This window comes from Bradyrhizobium sp. ORS 278 (genome assembly GCF_000026145.1).
Lineage (GTDB): Bacteria > Pseudomonadota > Alphaproteobacteria > Rhizobiales > Xanthobacteraceae > Bradyrhizobium.
The window spans coordinates 2,757,368-2,776,647 of the sequence record NC_009445.1; the positions used below are offsets into that span (position 1 = coordinate 2,757,368).

Consider the following 19,280-nt stretch of genomic DNA (forward strand, 5'->3'; position numbering starts at 1 on the left):
CGCAATGACGGTATTGAGAGAGCGCACACTCTCTCCCACGTCATCGCGAGCGCAAGCGAAGCGATCCAGGAGTCGTCGTGCAAGCGCTTGGTCAATTCACTTGCCTGTCCTTTCCAGCCCAATACGGGTCGCGCAGATTGCGCCGCAGGATCTTGCCCGAGGGATTGCGCGGCAGCGCATCGAGGAAATCCACGGTCTTCGGCGTCTTGAAGCCGGCGATGCGGGTGCGGGTGAAGTTGATGATGTCGGTCGCGGTGGCCTGCTTGCCCGGCTTCATCACCACGATCGCCTTGACTGCCTCGCCCCATTTGTCGTCGGGAATGCCGATCACGGCAGCCTCGGCGACGTCGGGGTGATCGCAGATCGCGCTCTCGACCTCGGCCGGATAGATGTTCTCGCCGCCGGAGATGATCATGTCCTTGATGCGGTCGTGGATGTAGACGTAGCCGTCCTCATCCATGTAGCCGGCATCGCCGGTGCGCAGCCAGCCGTCTTTGCCGAGCGTGCGCGCGGTGGCCTCAGGCAGATTCCAGTAGCCGGCCATGTTGGAGCCGGAGCGCGTCGCGATCTCGCCGACCTCGCGCGGCGGCAAGGGATTGCCGAGCGGATCGATGATGGCGACCTCGACGCCGGGCAATGGCTTGCCGGCCGAGCGCATCCGCTCCAGCCCCTCGACGTGATCTTCAGGCGGCAGCGCGACGATGGTACCGGTGGTCTCGGTCATCCCGTACATCTGCACGAAGCCGCATTTGAAGACGTCGATGCACTCCTTCAACAGCGCAGCCGGAATCGGCGAGGCGCCGTACAGCATGTATTTGAGCCGGGAGAAGTCGACCTGCCGCGCGCGCGGCTGTCGCACGACGAACTGCATCGCGGCCGGCACCATGAACAGCTTGGTGATCCCCGACTGCTCGAAGAAATCCAGGATCTTCGTCGGGTCGAACTCGCGCGCGATGACGCCGCGGGCGCCATGATAAAGGCTCATCAGGCCCCAGCCGGAGCCGCCGATATGGAAGATCGGCATCGCGATCAGCGAGACGTCGTCGGTCGACCATTTGTTCCAGTCCGGCTTCTCCTCGGGATTGCTGGTGTTGACGAGGTTGAGGAAGTTGGCGTGCGACAGCATCGCGCCCTTCGGCTTGCCGGTCGTGCCGGAAGTGTAGAGCTGCAGCGCGATATCCTTCGGGGTAATCGCAACGCCCGGATCATCGGCGCGCTGTGCATCACGCCAGGCCGTATAGTCCTGCCATTCCGGCGCGCCGCCTTCGGTGGTGATGATCTGGCGCACGCTCGGCAGCTGGTCGCGGATCTGCCGGATCATCGTGATGAACTCAGGTCCCACGAACAGGACAGGGGCCTTGCAGTCCTCGACGATGAAGGCGACCTCGGGACCGGCGAGACGCCAGTTCACCGGTGCCATCACGACGTTCGCCTTCATCGCCCCGACCAGCAGCTCGAAATAGATGTCGCTGTTCTTGCCGAAATAAGCGATCCGCTCGCCCGGCTTAAGGCCGAGCGCCTTCAGCGCGTTGGCGACCTGGTTGGTCTTGCGGTCGAATTCGGCGAAGCTGGTGATGCGGCCCTCGAATTCATAGGCGGTGGCGGAGCCGAGTGCTTGCGCCTGGCTGCGCACGACGTCGACGAGCGTCGAAGCTGCCGTCGTGACGGACATGTTTCCCCTCCAATTGTGACGTGTTCTTAGTCTTATTTTTTTCTCGCCCCGGATCGTGCCGGAGCGAGCATCATTCGATCAGTCTACCGAGCGTGCGTCGCCGATCAACACCGCATCAGCTCGTCCGTGTCGCGCGGTCCTTCTCGTTCTGCGCCTTGATCGACTCCTTGGCCTTGGTCCAGTCGTCGTCGCTCCAGTCGCGCAGCTGATAGAAATTGCCGCCCATCGCCAGCGCCTGCGCGCCGTCCATCGCGATGGTCTCGCCGTTGATCCAGTTGCAGCCGCCGGAGATCAGGAAGACGGCGAGGTTCTGCAACTCCTCCATGGTGCCGACGCGGCCCATGGGGTTCATCGCCTTGGTGCGCGCGCCGGCCTCGTCGCCGGGCTTGATGCGCTTGCTCATGCCCTCGGTCGGGATCTCGCCGGGCGCGATGGTGTTGAGGCGGATGCCGTAGCGGCCCCATTCGGTGGCCAGCGACATCGTCATGGCGTGGATCGCCGACTTGCTCATCGCCGACGGCACCACATAGGGCGAGCCGTTGCGCACCCAGGTCACCGTGATCGAGACGACGTTGCCCGGTTGCTTCGCCGCGATCCAGCGCTTGCCAACGGCATGCGTCACGTAGAACGTGCCGTGCATCACGATGTTGGCGACCGCATCGAAGCCGCGCGGGCTCAATTCCTCGGTGCGGGAAATGAAATTGCCGGCGGCGTTGTTGATGAGATCGGTCAGACCGCCCTCCTGGAAGATCGCCTCGATCATCTCCTCCACCGCCATCGCGTTGCGGATGTCGACCCCATGGCTGGTGACGCGCCCGCCATAGAGATCCATCAGCTCGGTGGCGGTCTCGTCGCAGACGATTTTCCGCCGTCCGCAAATATGCACTTCGGCGCCGAGCTGCAGGAAGCGGGCGGCCATCGCCTTGCCGAGGCCGGTGCCGCCGCCGGTCACCAAAATGCGTCGACCCTCGAGGAGATTGTCCTTGAACATGGAAGTTTCCGCCTGACATGTTGTGAGTTAATTGGTCGATTGACTAAATCGCTCCGACAGCCCCATGTAAAGTCACAAAGACAATCGTGAGGAGACCGCCCGATGGACAACCGCATCGCGATCGAGATCAAGGACGGCGTCGCCGATGTCCGCCTGGTCCGCGCCGACAAGATGAATGCGCTCGATCAGGAGATGTTCGCAGCGCTGGTGGCCGCGACCGAACGGCTGTCGAACGAGAAGGGGCTGCGCGCCGTGGTGCTGTCGGGCGAGGGCCGCGCGTTCTGCGCCGGGCTCGACATGGGCCGCTTCGCCGCGATGAAGGAGTCTGGCGGCAATGGTATCGCTGGCGGCGAGAAGCGCGACCTCACCGTTCGCACCCACGGCAAGGCCAACTTCGCGCAGCAGGCGGTATGGGGCTGGCGGCAGCTACCGGTGCCGGTGATTGCTGCGGTGCATGGCGTGGCCTATGGCGGCGGCTTCCAGCTCGCGCTCGGCGCCGATATGCGCTACGTCGCACCGGAGACCAAAATGTCGATCATGGAGATCAAATGGGGTCTCGTGCCCGACATGGCCGGCACGCCGATCCTGGCGACCTTGATGCGCGACGATATCCTGCGGGAGCTGACCTACACCGGCCGGGTGTTCTCGCCGGAGGAGGGGCAGGCCTACGGTCTCGTCACCCGAATCTGCCCCGATCCGCGCGCCGCCGCGCTGGAGACGGCGCGGGAGATCGCGGACAAGAACCCCGACGCGATCCGCGCGGCCAAGCGGATGCTGAACAATCTTTCCGTTGATCCCGGCCCGGCGCTGCTGGCGGAGTCGGTAGAGCAGCAGAAGCTGATCGGTAGTCCGAACCAGCTGGAGTCGGTGCGGGCGAACATCGAGAAGCGCGCACCGAAGTTCGCGGATTAGCACAGTGGTTCCGGGATGCTCCGAAGGAGCAGACCCGGAATCTCGAGATTCCGGGTTCGATGCTGCGCATCGCCCCGGAATGACGACGACACTCAAACCGACGTCAGATCGGATAAGGCAACAAGAATGGAAACGTCCGCCCTTTTTTCCGGCATCATCTCCGGCGACCGCCGGCGCAGCCATCCTGAGATCGCCGACCGCGCCGCGCGGATCGCCAGTGGTCTCGCGCAACTCGGCGTGCGCCAAGGCGATTGCGTCTGCATGCTGATGCGCAACGACATCGCCTTCATCGAGGCCGCCTATGGCGCGATGCGGCTCGGCGCCTATGGCGTGCCGGTGAACTGGCACTTCAAGCCGGAGGAGATCGACTACATCCTGAAGGATTCGGCGACGCGGGTGCTGATCGGTCATGCCGATCTCTTGCACCAGCTTCGCGGTCTTATTCCACCTGGCGTCACCGTCCTCAGCGTGCCGACACCGCCGGAGATCCTGTCCAACTACAAGATCTCTGCAGATTTGCTTCAGCCGCCTGAATTTGCCATCGAGCTGGAGAGCTGGCTCGTTCAGCACAGCCCCTACGAAGGGCCGCAGGTGCCGCAGCCGCAGAACATGATCTACACCTCCGGCACGACCGGCCATCCCAAGGGCGTCCGCCGCAGCGCGCCGACGGTGGAGCAGGCGGCGTCGGCCGAGCGGATGCGGGCGCTGATCTACGGGCTGAAGCCGGGCTCGCGCGCGCTGCTGCCAGGCCCGCTGTATCATTCGGCGCCGAACGCCTTCGGCCTGCGTGCCGGCCGGCTCGGCGGCGCGCTGGTGCTGATGCCGCGCTTCGAGCCGGAAGAGTTTCTCTCCGTCATCCAGTCCGAGCGGATCGACACCATCTTCATGGTGCCGACCATGTTCATCCGGCTGATGAAGCTGCCGGAGGAGGTGCGCCGCCGCTTTGTCGTCTCCTCGCTGCGTCACGTGATTCACGCCGCCGCTCCGTGCCCGGCCGACGTCAAGCGCGCGATGATCGAGTGGTGGGGCCCCGTGATCTACGAATTCTACGGCTCGACCGAATCGGGCGCGGTGACCTTCGCGACCTCCGAGGACGCGCTGCGAAAGCCCGGCACCGTCGGGAAGGTCTCGCCCGGCGCCGAGCTGCGCTTCCTCGGCGACGACGGCCGCATCCTGCCGCAGGGTGAGATCGGCGAGATCTATTCGCGTATCGCGGGCAATCCGGACTTCACCTATCACAACAAGCCTGAGAAGCGCGCCGAGATCGATCGCGACGGCTTCATCACGTCGGGTGATGTCGGCTACATGGACGCCGAGGGATATGTCTTCCTGTGCGACCGCAAGCGCGACATGGTGATCTCCGGCGGCGTCAACATCTATCCGGCCGAGATCGAGGCCGTGCTGCACGCGGTGCCCGGCGTGCATGATTGCGCCGTTTTCGGCGTTCCCGACGCCGAGTTCGGCGAGGCGCTGATGGCGGTGGTCGAGCCGCAACCGGGCGTGGTGCTCGATACTGGCGAGATCAAGCTGCGGCTGAAGGCCTCTTTGGCCGACTACAAGGTGCCCAGGCAAATTGAAATCCAGGCGAAATTGCCACGCGAGGATTCCGGCAAGATATTCAAGCGGCGGCTGCGCGATCCCTATTGGGAGCAGGCGGGGCGGAAGATCTGACCGTGTGCGTGCTGGTCGAGCGCATCGAATAAGGCAGGCGACGCCTCTTTCTTGATCTTGCGCTGCAATGCAGATACGGCAGACTGACCCGTAAATGGGCAGATGCTGGAGAGCGTATCCATGTCGCCGCAAGCCATCACAGAGGAAATCCGTCCCAACCGCGCCGCCGACGTGCAGGCCATGGAAGCGGACGCGCAGCTCCGCGAGGATATCCGGCTGCTCGGCCGCATCCTCGGCGACACCGTTCGCGACCAGGAGGGCGCCGACGTGTTCGATCTGGTCGAGCGCATCCGCCAGACCTCGGTGCGCTTCCACCGCGATGAGGACCGTCAGGCGCGGCGCGAGCTCGAGCAGATCCTCGACGGCATGACCATTGCGGAGACTGTCCGCATCGTCCGCGCCTTCAGCTATTTCTCCCACCTCGCCAACATCGCCGAGGACCAGAACAACATCCGCCGCATGCGCGCCAAGAGCGATGCCAATGGCGGCGCCGGCATGCTGGCGGCCACGCTCGCCCATGCCAAATCGGCGGGATTCGACGCGGCCGAGTTGCGCAAGTTCTTCTCGACCGCATTGGTCAGCCCCGTCCTTACCGCGCACCCGACCGAGGTGCGGCGCAAGAGTACGATGGACCGCGAGATGGAGGTCGCGATGCTGCTCGACCGCCGCGAGCGGATGCAGCTGACGCCGGAGGAGCGCGAGGCCAATGACGAGGCGCTGCGCCGCGCGGTGCTGACCCTGTGGCAGACCAACCTCTTGCGCCGGACCAAGCTGACGGTTCTCGACGAGGTCACCAATGGGCTGTCGTTCTACGACTACACCTTCCTGCGCGAGGTGCCGCGGCTGTTGTGCTCGCTCGAGGACCGGCTCAACGACGGCGCTGAGGTGGCGGGCGACCTCGCGTCGTTCCTGCGCATGGGCAGCTGGATCGGCGGCGACCGCGACGGCAATCCGTTCGTCACCGCCGAGGTCATGCGCGGCACGCTGAAGCTGCAATCCAGCCTGGCGATGCACTACTACCTCGAAGAGCTGCACCTGCTCGGCAGCGAGCTGTCGATTGCCGCGCATCTCGCCGATGTTTCGGAGGAGCTGCGCGCGCTCGCGGAGAAGTCTCCCGACACCTCGCCGCACCGGCGCGGCGAGCCTTACCGGCTGGCGGTGTCCGGCATCTATGCCCGGCTGGCCGCGACCGCCAAGAAGCTCGGCATCGAGATCAGCCGTCTGCCGGTGGCTGATGTCGCGCCCTATGACAGCGTCAAGGAGCTGCAAGACGATCTCGACGTGCTGCACCATTCGCTGATCGCGAACAATGCCGAGGTGATCGCGCGCGGACGGTTGCGGCTGCTGCGGCGCGCGGTGGACTGCTTCGGCTTCCATCTGGCGCGGCTCGACATCCGCCAGAACTCGGCTGTGCACGAGCGCACGGTGGCGGAGCTGATCGATACCGCCATGCCCGGCATGTCCTACTTGGCGCTAAGCGAGGATGCACGGGTCGGCTTGCTTGTCAACGAGCTGCGCAATACGCGCCCGCTGGTGTCGCATTTCGTCAAGTACAGCGACGAGACCATCGGCGAGCTCGAGCTGTTCCGTGCCGCCGCCGAGGCGCATGCCACGTTTGGCGCCGACGTGATCTCCCAGTGCATCATCTCGATGTGCAAGGGCATGTCCGACATGCTGGAGGTCGCGCTGCTCTTGAAGGAGGTCGGGCTGATCGACCCGTCGGGGCGCTGCGCTGTCAACATCGTGCCGCTGTTCGAAACCATCGAGGATCTGCAGGCGTCCAGCGGCATCATGGACCGGATGCTGGCGCTGCACGACTATCGCCGCCTGGTCGACAGCCGCGGCGCCGTGCAGGAGGTCATGCTCGGCTATTCCGACAGCAACAAGGATGGCGGCTTCGTCACCTCCGGCTGGGAGCTGTACAAGGCCGAGATCCATCTCGTCGAAATCTTCGAGCGCCATCACGTCAGGCTGCGGCTGTTCCACGGCCGTGGCGGCTCGGTCGGCCGCGGCGGCGGACCGAGCTACGACGCCATCATCGCGCAGCCCGGCGGCGCCGTGAACGGCCAGATCCGCATCACCGAGCAGGGCGAGATCATCTCCAGCAAATATTCCAACGCGGAAGTCGGGCGCTATAATCTGGAGATCCTGGCAGCGGCGACGCTCGAAGCCAGCCTGCTGCATCCACGCCAGCCGGCGCCGAAACGCGAATATCTCACCGCGATGGATCGTCTGTCGGAGCTTGCATTCAAGGCCTATCGTGGCCTTGTCTACGAGACCGATGGCTTCGTCGATTATTTCTGGTCCTCGACCGTCATCAACGAGATCGCGACCCTGAACATCGGCAGCCGTCCGGCGTCGCGCAAGAAGACCCGCGCGATCGAGGATCTGCGCGCGATCCCCTGGGTGTTCTCCTGGGCGCAGTGCCGGCTGATGCTGCCGGGCTGGTACGGCTTCGGCAGCGCGGTCGAGGCCTGGATCGCAGAGAATCCGGAGCAGGGCATGCCGTTCCTACGCGAGCTCTATCAGGAGTGGCCGTTCTTCCGCATGCTGCTGTCGAACATGGACATGGTGCTCGCCAAGAGCTCGATCGCCATCGCCTCGCGCTATGCTGAGCTGGTGCCGGACGAAGCCTTGCGCGAACAGATCTTCGGCCGCATCCGCCGCGAATGGAACCTGGTGATCGAGACCTTGCTCGACATCACCGGCCAGGAACGGCTCCTGCAGGGCAATCCGCTGCTCGAGCGCTCGGTGCGCAACCGCTTCCCATATCTCGACCCGCTCAATCACGTGCAGGTCGAGCTGTTGAAAGAGCACCGCGCGCAGAACCCGGACGAGCAGGTGCTGCGCGGGATTCAGCTGACCATCAACGGCATCTCGGCGGGCTTGAGGAATACGGGGTAGGCGAGAGCTCTGCATCGACGCCGTCGTGGCCCGGCTTGTCCATTGCAGGCGCACGGTCAAATACGGCGCCCTCTCCCCTTGTGGGAGAGGGCATCGCCGGCCTCTCGGTGCACTCGGTTGGGTGAGGGGTCTATCGCCGCGTGCAAAACTCGTGGAGAGAAACCCCTCACCCAACCGAACCTGCTGCACCATCCTACATGCCCTCTCCCACAAGGGGAGAGGGCGCAATCATGAGCGGTGCACTCGAAGCGCCGTTCGAACATCTTCCGTTTCACAGTCTCAAACAGCGCGGGACATAGCGTCTCGTTCCCGCGGCGCATCGCGCCCAAGGTGATGAAACTTGCGTCCCTCACAATCACGCAAGGGCGCGGGGAATGCCGGGTGAAGGCCTCACCCATGGCCCGCCTGCAGAAAGATAAGCAGGCGGCAGTCACCACAGGTTCAGCCGACCATCCGGCATTCCCCGCGCGATGTCTTCACGCTTATACGCGATCTCCCCGGTGTGCCGGCTCGTAGACACCGTCGCCCGTGCGATGCGGAGCACCACACGAACTTGACGCCTGCGTCGGGGCGCCAGGACCACGCGATTTCACGTCCGCAGCCAAGCCGTTCGTCCGCGCATCCTGTCGGACACGCTGCGGCTCACCGCGGCCATCGCATCCCCGCCTCGCGTGTCGTGACGATCGCGCGCTACGCCCCTTGCTTGAGGCGGGATGGGGGGAGGAGACCATGAATTCTGAAAAATAGCAAGAAAATTATTTTTTGTGGAAGTTTGTGCGAGGCCAATGACACTGTCGCTAGGACCGCAGGTCTGTCGCCAATGAAGCGCGTCGCACGTTACAGCACACTTTCACGCCTCACCCTGAGGAGCGCGCCACTTGGCGCGCGTCTCGAAGGGCGAGGCCCGGCCAAGGCCTCATGGTTCGAGACGCGCCGACATGCAGACCGTCCATCGTGGCATGACCGGTGCGCGGCGCTCCTCACCATGAGGGGCCAGCTCCGAAGTCAGAGCTGCACATGAACCATGAGCCGCGTCGCCGCGGGCACGATGGTCATGACTGCGCCCTCGCCCCTTGTGGGAGAGGGCATGGACGGCGGTGCAACGAACTCGGCCGGGTGAGGGGTCTGTCGCAACGAGTTTCGCTCGCGGAGAGAACCCCTCACCGGACCGAGCCTGCGGGTCGGCCGATGCTGCCCTCTCCCACAAGGGGCGAGGGCTCTGCATTGCACAGCGGTGCGAAGGTTACGGGTGTGTTTAAACGCGAGTGCAGCATCGACCGTGAGCAGCGTGCTCATGTCGATGGGGCAAATGACGATGCCTTGCGCGCGCTGACGTGAGGCGGACGAGCAGCGCGCGCCGGTGCATCAGCCCAGCCTAACAAATATGCGCGCCCTGCGTCTCCACATACACCGCGTACAGCGACTGGCTTGCGGTCATGAACAGGCGGTTGCGCTTCTTGCCGCCGAAGCAGACGTTGGCGCAGATCTCGGGCAGCTTGATCTGGCCGATGCGCTGGCCGTCGGGGGCGAAGATGTGGACGCCGTCATAGCCTTCGCCGACCCAACCGGCGCCGACCCAGATGTTGCCGTCGATGTCGACGCGCAGGCCGTCGGCGAAGCCCGACCTGCCGTCCAGCGCCATGTCGATGAAGGCCTTGGGGTTGGACAGCTTGTCGCCGTTGATGTCGTATTGCCAGATCACGTTCTTGGCGTTGGGATAGTGCGTGATGCCGGTGTCGCAGACATAGAGCTTCTTGTAGTCTTGGCTGAAGGCGATGCCGTTCGGCTTGAACGGCTCGTCGGCCACCTTGGTGACGACGCCGGACTGCGCGTCGACGCGGTACACCGCTTCCTTCTGGAACGGCTGGTTGGAGCCGTTGCGCACGTTCTGGCCTTCATAGAGGTTGATCGAGCCGTAGCCGGGATCGGTGAACCAGATCGACTTGTCGGCGGGATTGACGACCATGTCGTTCGGGCCGTTGAGCGGCTTGCCGTTGGCCTGCTCGGCGAGAACCGTCACGGTCCCGTTGTGTTCAAAGCGCACGAGGCGGGTGCGCTCCGCCGAGATCTGCCGTCCCTCATAGTCGAAGCTGTTGCCGTTCGACTCGTTGGAGGGTTTGCGGAACTGCTGCGAGATGTGGCCGTCGTCGTCGAGATAGCGCAACTGCCTGTTGTTCGGGATGTCGCTCCAGACGAGATACTGGCCCTGCGTGTTCCAGGCCGGTCCTTCCGCCCACAGGCAACCGGTGAACAGGCGCTTGATCGTGGTGTTGCCGACCTTGGCCTTGAAGCGCTTCTCATCGATCACGACGATGTCGGGATCGGGATAGCGCTGCGGCTCGGCACTCGGCCCGTAGTCGCGGGCGAGGGCCGGCGAAACCGCCGCAGCCGCAGCGGCAAAACCTGCCACGCCCTTGAGGAGCGTGCGCCGGTCGAAGCGATCAGCTTCGGCCGGCAAGTCCTGCGCGATAGCGTGTCGTGAATTCGTCATGGTCTCCTCCAAACATTTTTTGTTGGGAGGCGACCATACGACGAAATCGTGGCTTTCAGCGGGTTGTTCGGATAAAAAACAACTTGAGATAGTTTGCGCTGCGAAGATGATTTTGCGCGATGCAGCGCTCAGATCGGATCCCAGCCGAAAATATCCGCGGAGCGATCGAGCTTGTAGAACGACGGCTTCAGCGCGGGCATGCCGTGTTCGGCGATGGTCTGCGGCGTCCAGCCTTCGCCGCGATGCACCGAGCGCAGCGGACGCGACTGACCCATCAGGAAGATCTCGTTCATGCGCACGGCAAAGATCTGGCCGGTGACGTCCTTCGAGGCATCGCCCAGCAGATAGGCGACGACCGGTGCGATCTTCTCCGGCCCCATCCGCTTCATGCGCTCGACGCGCTCCTTCTCGGCCTCGGTCTCCGCCGGGATGGTCCCGATCATGCGGCTCCAGGCGAACGGCGAGACGCAGTTCGAGCGCACGTTGAAGCGGCCCATGTCGAGCGCGATCGACTTCGACAGGCCGACGATGCCGAGCTTGGCGGCGGCGTAGTTCGCCTGGCCATAATTGCCGATCAGGCCCGAGGTCGAGGTGAAGTGCACGAACGAGCCGCTCTCCTGCTCGCGGAACAGCCGCGCCGCGGAGTGCGACACATAGAACGAGCCCATCAGGTGCACCTTGATGACGGCCTCGAACGCCTCGATGCTCATCTTGTGGAAGATCATGTCGCGCAGGATGCCGGCATTGTTCACCACGCCGTCGAGCTTGCCGAAATGATCGGTCGCGGCCTTCACGATTCTGCTGGCGGGGATGGCCTCGGACACGCTTTCGAAATTCGCAACCGCGGTGCCGCCGGCCTTCCGGATCTCCTCGACCACTTCCTCCGCGGGCGCGGCGCTGGTGCCCGAGCCGTCGGAAGCGACGCCGGGATCGTTGACGACGACCTTGGCGCCTTCGGCGGCACACAGCAGCGCGATCTCGCGCCCGATGCCGCGGCCGGCGCCGGTGACGATGACGACTTTGTCCTGAAGCGATTTGGTCATGGTGGTTTCCTTGGCTTGATGTGAGAATCTGCTCCGGCCATGGGCCGCTGGCAACCGCATCTGAGGATCTGAGTGGTTCGCGAGAAAGCCCGACTCAAATCTGCACCATCACATGCGATCGCCATGGAGTAGGGACGGAGCGAGGGAGAGGGCTCCAGGATGATGGATGTCACTATCTCTCGTTGGTGAAGATGATCGTGCCCGACGCGGCGAACATGCCGCCGACGCCGTGACACACCGAGATTTTCGCATTCGGCACCTGCGCCGGCGCGATGCCGCGCATCTGGCGGACGCTCTCCTGCAGCGCATACATGCCGTACATGCCGGAATGCATGTAGGACAGGCCGCCGCCATTGGTGTTCAGCGGCAGCTTGCCGCCGGGGCGCGTGTGGCCGGCGGCGATGAACGGGCCGGTCTCCTCATGCGGCATGAAGCCGAGATCGCCGAGGCCGAACAGCGGCAGATGCGCGAAGGCGTCGTAGATCATCAGATGATCGACGTCGGCGTGCGTGATGCCGGCTTCCTTGAAGGCGAGGGGACCTGCGATCTTGAAGGCGCGCGAGGAGGTGAAGGTCTCCATCTGGCTGACCATCGGCGTCTCCACGCTCTCGCCGGTGCCGAGAATGTACACCGGCTTCTGCGGGAAATCCTTGGCGCGATCGGCCGAGGTCAGGATCAGCGCGCCGCCGCCGTCGGTGACCAGGCAGCATTGCAGCAGCCGGAACGGATAGGCGATCATGCGCGAGTTCAGCACGTCCTCGACCGTGATCGTGTCCTTCATCATCGCGCGCGGATTCTTCGCCGCCCATTCGCGCTGCACCACCGCCACCATCGCGAGCTGCTCATGGGTGATGCCGTAGGTCTTCATGTAGCGCAGCACGGGAATCGGAAACATGCTGGGCGGGCCGTAGACGCCGAACGGCGCCTCGAACTGGCCCTGCAGGCTGTCGGCCGGAATCGAGCGCGGCAGCTTGCCGATCATCGACTTGCCGCTTTCGGCATGGGTGATCAGCACGGTCTTGCACAGCCCGGCCTCGATCGCCGCCGCCGCGTGGCGGACATGCAGCATGAAGGAGCAGCCGCCGACCGAGGTGCCGTCCACCCAGGTCGGCGTGATGCCGAGGTAATGACACATCTGCTGCGGCGTCTCGACCGCGGTGGCGAAGCCGTCGATGTCGCTGAGTTTCAGCCCGGCGTCGGCGATGGCGTTGAGCGCGGCGTCCGCATGCAACTGGATCTGCGACATGTTCGGGATGACGCCGAGCTCGGTGGTCTCGGCCGCGCCGACGACGGCAACCTGGTTTCTGCGCATCGGCTCAGCCCTTCGCCGGTCGGAACAGGGGCAGGGTGATCTGCTCGTCCAGCGGCTCGAAGGTGACTTCGAGCGGCATGTCGAGCTCCAGCGACTCCGGTGTCTGCGGGCAGCCGGTGATGTTGCTCATCATGCGCGGCCCTTCCTCCAGCGCAACGACGGCGATCGCGTAAGGCGGCGTGAAGCCGGGCGCGGCCGGGCGATGGTTGATCACGTAGCTGTAGAGCGTGCCTTTGCCAGACGCCTTGAAGATGCTCACCTTCCGGGAGGCGCATGATGGACAGAACGGTCGCGGCGGAAAATAGACGTGCGCGCAGGCGTCGCAGCGCTGCAGCCGCAGCTCGCCGGCTTTGGTGCCGTCCCAGAAATGCTGCGTCTCCGGTGTGGGCTTCGGGCGTGCGCGCATCGGCTCGGCCATCCGGATTGTTCTCCCTGCGGCGGGCTCCGTCGCCCGTTCCTTTGCTGTTTTGATGCGCCATTTGGTGGAGGGGCGTCAACGGTCCATCGTGCTGCGCATGCGGCTCTCCTGGTGGTGCAGAGGTGTCGTGGTGGCAATTGCCGCCCGATGAAAATTGGTCTTTGATGCGATCACATGATCGGAGTTCAGATGAAGCTGCGCGATATCGCCCATTCCAGGACCGGCGACAAAGGGGACACCTCGAACATCTCGGTCATCGCCTATGATCCCAGGCACTATCCGCTGCTGCTCGCAGAGGTGACGGCGGAGCGGGTCAGGGCGCACTTTGCCGGCATTGTCTTGGGGGAGGTGGTCCGCTATGAGCTGCCCAACATCGCGGCGCTGAACTTCGTGATGAGCCGTGCGCTCGGCGGCGGGGTGACGCGCTCGCTGGCGCTGGATGCGCACGGCAAGTCGCTGAGTTCCGCGCTGCTCGATCTCGATATTTCGGCTGATGCCGCTGACCCAAGTCTAGACCCAAGTTAGGATGCCATGACCGCTGCCAATCCGACCCTCGCCGCGCTCGCCGACGATCTCGCCGCGGGACGCACGACCTCGCGCAAGCTGGTCGAGGACTGTCTCGTCCGCATCGCCGATCCGGCCGGCGAAGGCCAGCGCGCCTTCATCCACGTCGACAAGGACGCGGCGCTTTCGGCCGCCGACGGCATGGACGCGCTGCGCAAGGCCAATGCCGCGCCGTCGGCGTTCGCGGGCATTCCCGTGTCGATCAAGGACCTGTTCGACATCAAGGGTCAGGTGACCCGCGCCGGCTCGCGCGCGCTGGAGGATTCGGCGCCGGCCGAAGCGGATGCGCCCGCGGTGGCGCGGCTGCGCAAGGCCGGCTTCGTCGTGATCGGCCGCACCAACATGACCGAGTTCGCCTATTCCGGCATCGGCATCAATCCGCATTACGGCACGCCGAAGAGCGCGTGGAAGCGCGAGGTCGGCTATGTGCCCGGCGGCTCGTCCTCGGGCGCCGCGGTCTCGGTCGCCGACCGCATGGCCTATGGCGCGCTCGGCACCGATACCGGCGGCTCCTGCCGCATCCCTGCGGCGTTCAACGGCATCACCGGCTACAAGCCGACCCAGGCGCGCGTGCCGCTCGACGGCGGCGTGCCGCTGTCGTCGACGCTCGACAGCTTCGGCCCGCTCGCCAACACCGTGGCCTGCTGCGCGGTGCTGGACTCCGTGCTGGCTGACGAGCCGATCCGGCCGCTGGCGTCACGTCCCGTGAAGGGGCTGCGGCTCGCGGTGCCGACGACCATCGTGCTCGACGAGCTCGATGCCGAGGTGGCCGAAACGTTCGAGCGGGCGCTGGACACTCTCGCGAGACAGGGCGCGCTGATCGAGCGCATCGAATTTCCCGAGTTTCTCGATGTCGGCGTCATCGGCATGAAGGGCGGCTTTGCCGCCGCCGAGAGCTACGCGTGGCATCGCTTCCTGTTGACCGCCAAGGGCGACGTCTACGACCCCCGCGTCTCCGTGCGCATCCTGCGCGGCGAGGCGATCACAGTGCCCGACTACATCGAGATGCTCAACGCCCGCCGCTCCCTGGTGACGCGCGCCGCCGCGCGCATCGCGCCCTACGACGCGCTGGTGATGCCGACCACGGCCAACGCGCCGCCGAAAATCGCCGACCTCGCCGACGACGCCGCCTTCGCGCGGGAAAACATCCGTGCGCTGCGCAACTGCACATTCATCAACATGATCGACGGCTGCGCCATCTCGCTGCCGGCCCATCGCCACGGCGAGGTCCCGGTCGGCCTGATGCTGGCGCAGTCCGGCGGCAACGACCGCAAGCTGCTGGAGATCGCGGCGGGGATCGAGGGCGTCGTGCGGGGGTGAGGCGGCAGCAAGCGATCAGGGATTGTGGGGCGGGGCAGCGATCAAGGACAGTGGTGTCGCCTTGGCGGCGCTCGCCTGTGCCTCGTCGATGAGGCCGGCTGACAGCATTTTGTCGAGGATGTAACTGCGTCGCTCGCTGTCGCGTTCAGAGGGCGTCGGCACCTGGAAACGCGCGATGAGCAGGGCGATCTCGCCGATGTCGAGGTCTGTCAGGGGCTTGCCGAAATGCGCGGTTGCCGCCGCTGCGACGCCGTAGGCGTTGCGGCCGAGATAGCTGTCGTTCAGGTAGGATTCCAGAATTCGATCGCGCGACAAGGTTCGTTCCAGACGGCCCATGAAGACCGTGCTTCCGATGTGCCAATCCAGGCCGCGGCAACAGTCTGAAGCCAGGACATGCAGGCAATGGCGGGTGACCGCAAACGTGATCCTCGTATCGGGCCGTCCGTCACTCTTGACAACGGCCGCCAATAGCGCCGGCAGAACGAGATTGGGTCGCGTCTGAAAGTCGGAGCCCGTCGACGCGACGACGGCTTGGCGCAGCAGCGGGGGCATGTCGGCCAGCGGCATGTAGGGCGATCCTGCTTCGAGCGGACATAGATGGCCCGTGCCGGGCAGCGCCGCGATCTCGGCTTCGGTAGGGACGCCGAGGTGATATTCGGCGTACCAGATCGCATAGCCGGCGGCGTAAAGCAGCAGCATGACGGCGAGCGAGAGCACGGCCAGAATCGACTTGCCGAACAGAATGAGAAAGCGCCGGGTGCGTGGATGGTGCATCGTCAGAGGATTTGGTTCCGCCCGAAGCGTTCCGGTTCAACGGGGGAGTTCCGGCGCGATGCCAAGCATCCTGGAAACGGGTGGCGGTCGGCGCTCATTCTGTCGCATCCTCGTCATTCCGGGCTCGTCGCTTCGCGCCGCCCAGGAATGACAGCTGGGATTGATTGAATGGCCAGACCCAAGCACGCATTGCCCGACCTCGTTTCTCCCGCAGCGAGCGGGATCGATGCAATCGACTGGACCTCGGTCGAACGCGACCTCGACGCCGGCGGCTGCGCGGTGTTGCCGCAGTTGCTGTCGTCGGACGCGTGCCGCGCGCTCGCGGCACTGTATCCGGAGGACGGCCACTTCCGCAGCCGCGTGGTGATGGCGCGGCACGGGTTCGGGCGCGGCGAGTACAAATATTTCAGCTATCCCTTGCCGGAGCCGATCGCGCAGTTGCGGCCGCTTCTCTATGCGCAGCTTGTTCCGGTCGCCAATCGTTGGAACGCGGCGATGGGCATCGATGTCCAATATCCCGCAGACCATGCGCGATTTCTCGCCCGCTGCCACGACGCCGGCCAGACCCGGCCGACGCCGCTGCTGCTGCAATATGACGAGGGCGACTACAATTGCCTGCATCAGGATCTCTATGGCGAGCATGTGTTTCCGCTGCAGGTCGCGATCCTCTTGTCCGAGCCCGGGCGCGACTTCGAAGGCGGCGAGTTCGTGCTCACGGAGCAGCGGCCGCGCATGCAGTCGCGTGCGGAGGTGGTGCCGCTGCGGCAGGGTGACGCCGTGGTGTTCGCGGTTCACCATCGCCCCGTCCAGGGCACGCGCGGCAGCTACCGCGTCACCATGCGCCACGGCGTCAGCCGGCTGCGCGCCGGCCGGCGGCATACGGTCGGCGTGATCTTTCACGATGCGAAGTGAGGCGGATGACGGCGGATTTGTTTGATGGTCTTGATGCCGGGCCTGCGCGCGAGCTGCTTGCGCCGGGCGCGCTGCTGCTGCGCGGCTTCGCGCGGCCACTTGAGACCGAGCTGCTCGCGGCGATCGAGATGATCACGGCGCAGGCGCCGTTCCGCCGCATGGTCACGCCGGGCGGCCACCAGATGTCGGTGGCGATGACCAATTGCGGCGCGCTCGGCTGGGTGACGGATCGCAGCGGCTATCGTTACGATGCCGTCGATCCGGAGAGCGGACAGCCCTGGCCGGCGATGCCGCCGCTGTTCCGTCAGATCGCCGAGAATGCCGCGCGCGAGGCTGGCTTTCCAGGTTTCGCGCCCGACGCCTGCCTGATCAACCGCTACGAGCCCGGCGCAAAAATGTCGCTGCATCAGGACCGCGACGAGCGCGACGTCGGCGCGCCGATCGTCTCGGTGTCGCTGGGGCTGCCCGCGACGTTCCTGTTCGGCGGCCTGAGGCGCACCGACAAGACGCAGCGTTATCGGTTGGTTCATGGCGACGTCGTCGTCTGGGGCGGGCCGGCGCGGCTCGCGTTTCACGGCGTCGCGCCGCTCGCCGACGGCGAGCATGCGCGGCTTGGCCGCCGGCGTATCAACCTGACCTTTCGCCGCGCGGGTTGATCAGGCCGGCTTGGCCGGATGAATGAAGGCCCAGGGCGAGACTTCGCTGTCGCGCGGCACCTCGATGTCGATCAGATACGGCCCGCCATGCGCGAGTGCGGTCTCGAGCGCCGCCTTGAACTGGTCAGGGGCGGTGACGCGGCTTGCCGCAACACCGAACGACTCCGCGAGCTTGACGAAATCCGGATTGACCAGGTCGGAGGCGACGACGCGGCCGTCGAAGCGTTCGCGCTGGTCGCGCCGGACATTGCCGTAGGAGTTGTTGTTGAACACCAGGGTCACGACGCCGATGTTGTATTGCACGGCGGTCGCCAGCTCCTGCACCGCGAACATGAATCCGCCATCGCCGGTGATCGCGACCACCGGCTTGTCGGGATGCGCGACCTTGGCGCCGAGGGCGGTCGGAAAGCCGGCGCCCAGCGTGCCCTGATAGCCTGACGTGATGAAGGTGCGCGGCTGGTAGACCGGGAAGCCGTACCAGGAGGCGAATCCGACCTGGGACAATTCGTCGGTGACGATGGCGTCATGCGGCAAAACCTCGCGCAGCACGTTGAGGTAGGCCATCTGCGGCTGCACCTTCTGGATCTCCTGCAAGGTCGCAGCGCTGGCCTTGCGGATTGCTGCGCGACGGCCGGAGGTCTTGCGAGTGCCCGCCTTGCTCACAGCCGCGGCCAGCGCAGCCGTGCCCGCCTTGGCATCGGCGACGAGGCCGGCGTCGACGATCAGGCGACGCATCTCGGCTGGGTCGATGTCGATGCGGATCGACTTCAAGCCGTCAGGCTTGAACGGCCAGCGGAACGTCGTCGGCAGTTCCATGCGGGTGCCGATGCCGATCATCAGATCGGTGGTTGGCCAGAGCTTGTAGGCCGCGGCCATGGTGAGCCCGAGCTCATGCGCGTTGGAGACGATGCCGCGCCCCGAGCGGAAGGCGACGACCGGCGCGTCGATCATCTCGGCCAGTTCGAGGATCTCCTCGCGCGCCTCGATCGCGCCGGAGCCGACGAAGATCATCGGTGCCTTGGCGCTCGCGATGAGGGCGGTGGCCTTGGCGATGCGGTCGGGATCGGGCTGCGGTGGCGTGACCTGAGCCAGCGGATTTGCGGCCGATGTCGCGGCCTTCTGCGTGAACACGTCCCACGGCATCTCCAGCGCGGCGGGCCCGCGCCGTCCGGACAGCATCTCCTGGAACGCGCGCGCGACCAGTGTCGGCGCGCTGTCGGGATATTCGATGCGCTCGGCCCATTTGACGAAGGTGCGTAAAGTGGCGAGCTGGTCGGGCATCTCGTGCAGATGGCCGCGGCCGCGGCCGAGATAGTCCGTCGGCACCTGGCCGGTCAGGCACAGCACCGGCTCGTTGCAGCCGAAAGCGGTGAGCAGCGCCGCGCCGGCATTGAGCACGCCGGGGCCTGGGACGACGCTGAACACGCCGGGCCTGCCGCTGGCGCGGGCGTAGCCGAACGCCATGTAGCCGCAGGCCTGCTCATGGCGCGCGCCGACGACCTTCAGTTGCGCCTGGTGGAAGGCGTCGAACAGGCCGTAGACCTGCGCGCCGGGCAGGCCGAACACGGTGTCGACGCCGTGGGCGACGAGCCCGCTGACGATGGCTTCGCCGCCGGTCATGGTGGTCATGCTGATATGTC

At 65.3% G+C, this 19,280-nt stretch carries 15 protein-coding genes; 7 read left to right on the plus strand and 8 right to left on the minus strand.

Features of this window, described 5'->3' with window-relative positions:
* Positions 1–91 precede the first annotated feature (91 nt).
* Complete coding sequence (locus BRADO_RS12080; RefSeq protein WP_011925606.1) at positions 92–1,672, minus strand: fatty acid--CoA ligase; 1,581 nt, start codon at positions 1,670–1,672, stop codon at positions 92–94.
* A gap of 115 nt (positions 1,673–1,787) precedes the next feature.
* Positions 1,788–2,663, minus strand: coding sequence for an SDR family oxidoreductase (locus BRADO_RS12085; protein ID WP_006613814.1), 876 nt, complete (start codon positions 2,661–2,663; stop codon positions 1,788–1,790).
* Positions 2,664–2,765: 102 nt separating this feature from the next.
* Here BRADO_RS12085 and BRADO_RS12090 point away from each other — a divergent pair, with 102 nt between their 5' ends.
* From BRADO_RS12090 to ppc, 3 genes are all read left to right on the plus strand, one after another.
* A complete protein-coding gene (locus tag BRADO_RS12090) occupies positions 2,766–3,575 on the plus strand; it encodes a crotonase/enoyl-CoA hydratase family protein (protein WP_011925607.1) in 810 nt (269 codons plus the stop codon).
* Between the two features lie 126 nt (positions 3,576–3,701).
* Positions 3,702–5,246 (plus strand): acyl-CoA synthetase, encoded by a 1,545-nt coding sequence (locus BRADO_RS12095; RefSeq protein WP_041756418.1) that lies wholly within the window; start codon positions 3,702–3,704, stop codon positions 5,244–5,246.
* A 120-nt stretch (positions 5,247–5,366) separates the two neighbouring features.
* On the plus strand, positions 5,367–8,150 hold the full coding sequence (ppc, locus tag BRADO_RS12100) for a phosphoenolpyruvate carboxylase (RefSeq protein ID WP_041757474.1): 2,784 nt from the start codon (positions 5,367–5,369) through the stop codon (positions 8,148–8,150).
* A 1,375-nt stretch (positions 8,151–9,525) separates the two neighbouring features.
* Here the strand turns inward: ppc and BRADO_RS12105 are convergent.
* From BRADO_RS12105 to BRADO_RS12120, 4 genes are all read right to left on the minus strand, one after another.
* Positions 9,526–10,641 (minus strand): SMP-30/gluconolactonase/LRE family protein, encoded by a 1,116-nt coding sequence (locus BRADO_RS12105; protein WP_041757475.1) that lies wholly within the window; start codon positions 10,639–10,641, stop codon positions 9,526–9,528.
* 128 nt (positions 10,642–10,769) lie between these two features.
* Positions 10,770–11,684 carry an SDR family oxidoreductase gene (locus BRADO_RS12110; protein WP_011925611.1) on the minus strand — a complete coding sequence of 305 codons (915 nt, stop codon included), beginning with the start codon at positions 11,682–11,684 and terminating at the stop codon, positions 10,770–10,772.
* Between the two features lie 172 nt (positions 11,685–11,856).
* The gene (locus BRADO_RS12115) at positions 11,857–12,996 is read right to left on the minus strand and encodes a thiolase (protein WP_011925612.1); all 1,140 of its coding nucleotides are present in this window, start codon (positions 12,994–12,996) and stop codon (positions 11,857–11,859) included.
* 4 nt (positions 12,997–13,000) lie between these two features.
* A complete protein-coding gene (locus BRADO_RS12120) occupies positions 13,001–13,414 on the minus strand; it encodes a Zn-ribbon domain-containing OB-fold protein (protein WP_011925613.1) in 414 nt (137 codons plus the stop codon).
* 189 nt (positions 13,415–13,603) lie between these two features.
* On the opposite strand from BRADO_RS12120, the gene BRADO_RS12125 reads away from it, so the two are divergent.
* The gene (locus tag BRADO_RS12125; protein ID WP_041757477.1) at positions 13,604–13,939 is read left to right on the plus strand and encodes a hypothetical protein; all 336 of its coding nucleotides are present in this window, start codon (positions 13,604–13,606) and stop codon (positions 13,937–13,939) included.
* A gap of 6 nt (positions 13,940–13,945) precedes the next feature.
* A complete protein-coding gene (locus BRADO_RS12130) occupies positions 13,946–15,298 on the plus strand; it encodes an amidase (RefSeq protein ID WP_011925615.1) in 1,353 nt (450 codons plus the stop codon).
* A gap of 15 nt (positions 15,299–15,313) precedes the next feature.
* Here BRADO_RS12130 and BRADO_RS12135 read toward each other — a convergent pair whose 3' ends face one another.
* Positions 15,314–16,072: a transglycosylase domain-containing protein gene (locus tag BRADO_RS12135; protein WP_011925616.1), complete on the minus strand. Its 759-nt coding sequence runs from the start codon at positions 16,070–16,072 to the stop codon at positions 15,314–15,316.
* Between the two features lie 168 nt (positions 16,073–16,240).
* Between BRADO_RS12135 and BRADO_RS12140 the strand changes: the two genes are divergently transcribed.
* Positions 16,241–16,984 carry a 2OG-Fe(II) oxygenase gene (locus BRADO_RS12140; protein WP_011925617.1) on the plus strand — a complete coding sequence of 248 codons (744 nt, stop codon included), beginning with the start codon at positions 16,241–16,243 and terminating at the stop codon, positions 16,982–16,984.
* Between the two features lie 5 nt (positions 16,985–16,989).
* Positions 16,990–17,640, plus strand: coding sequence for a DNA oxidative demethylase AlkB (alkB, locus tag BRADO_RS12145; RefSeq protein WP_041756419.1), 651 nt, complete (start codon positions 16,990–16,992; stop codon positions 17,638–17,640).
* Here alkB and BRADO_RS12150 read toward each other — a convergent pair whose 3' ends face one another.
* Positions 17,641–19,269, minus strand: a complete 1,629-nt coding sequence (locus BRADO_RS12150) for a thiamine pyrophosphate-dependent enzyme (protein ID WP_011925619.1) — start codon at positions 19,267–19,269, stop codon at positions 17,641–17,643. It abuts the gene before it with no gap.
* Positions 19,270–19,280 lie beyond the last annotated feature (11 nt).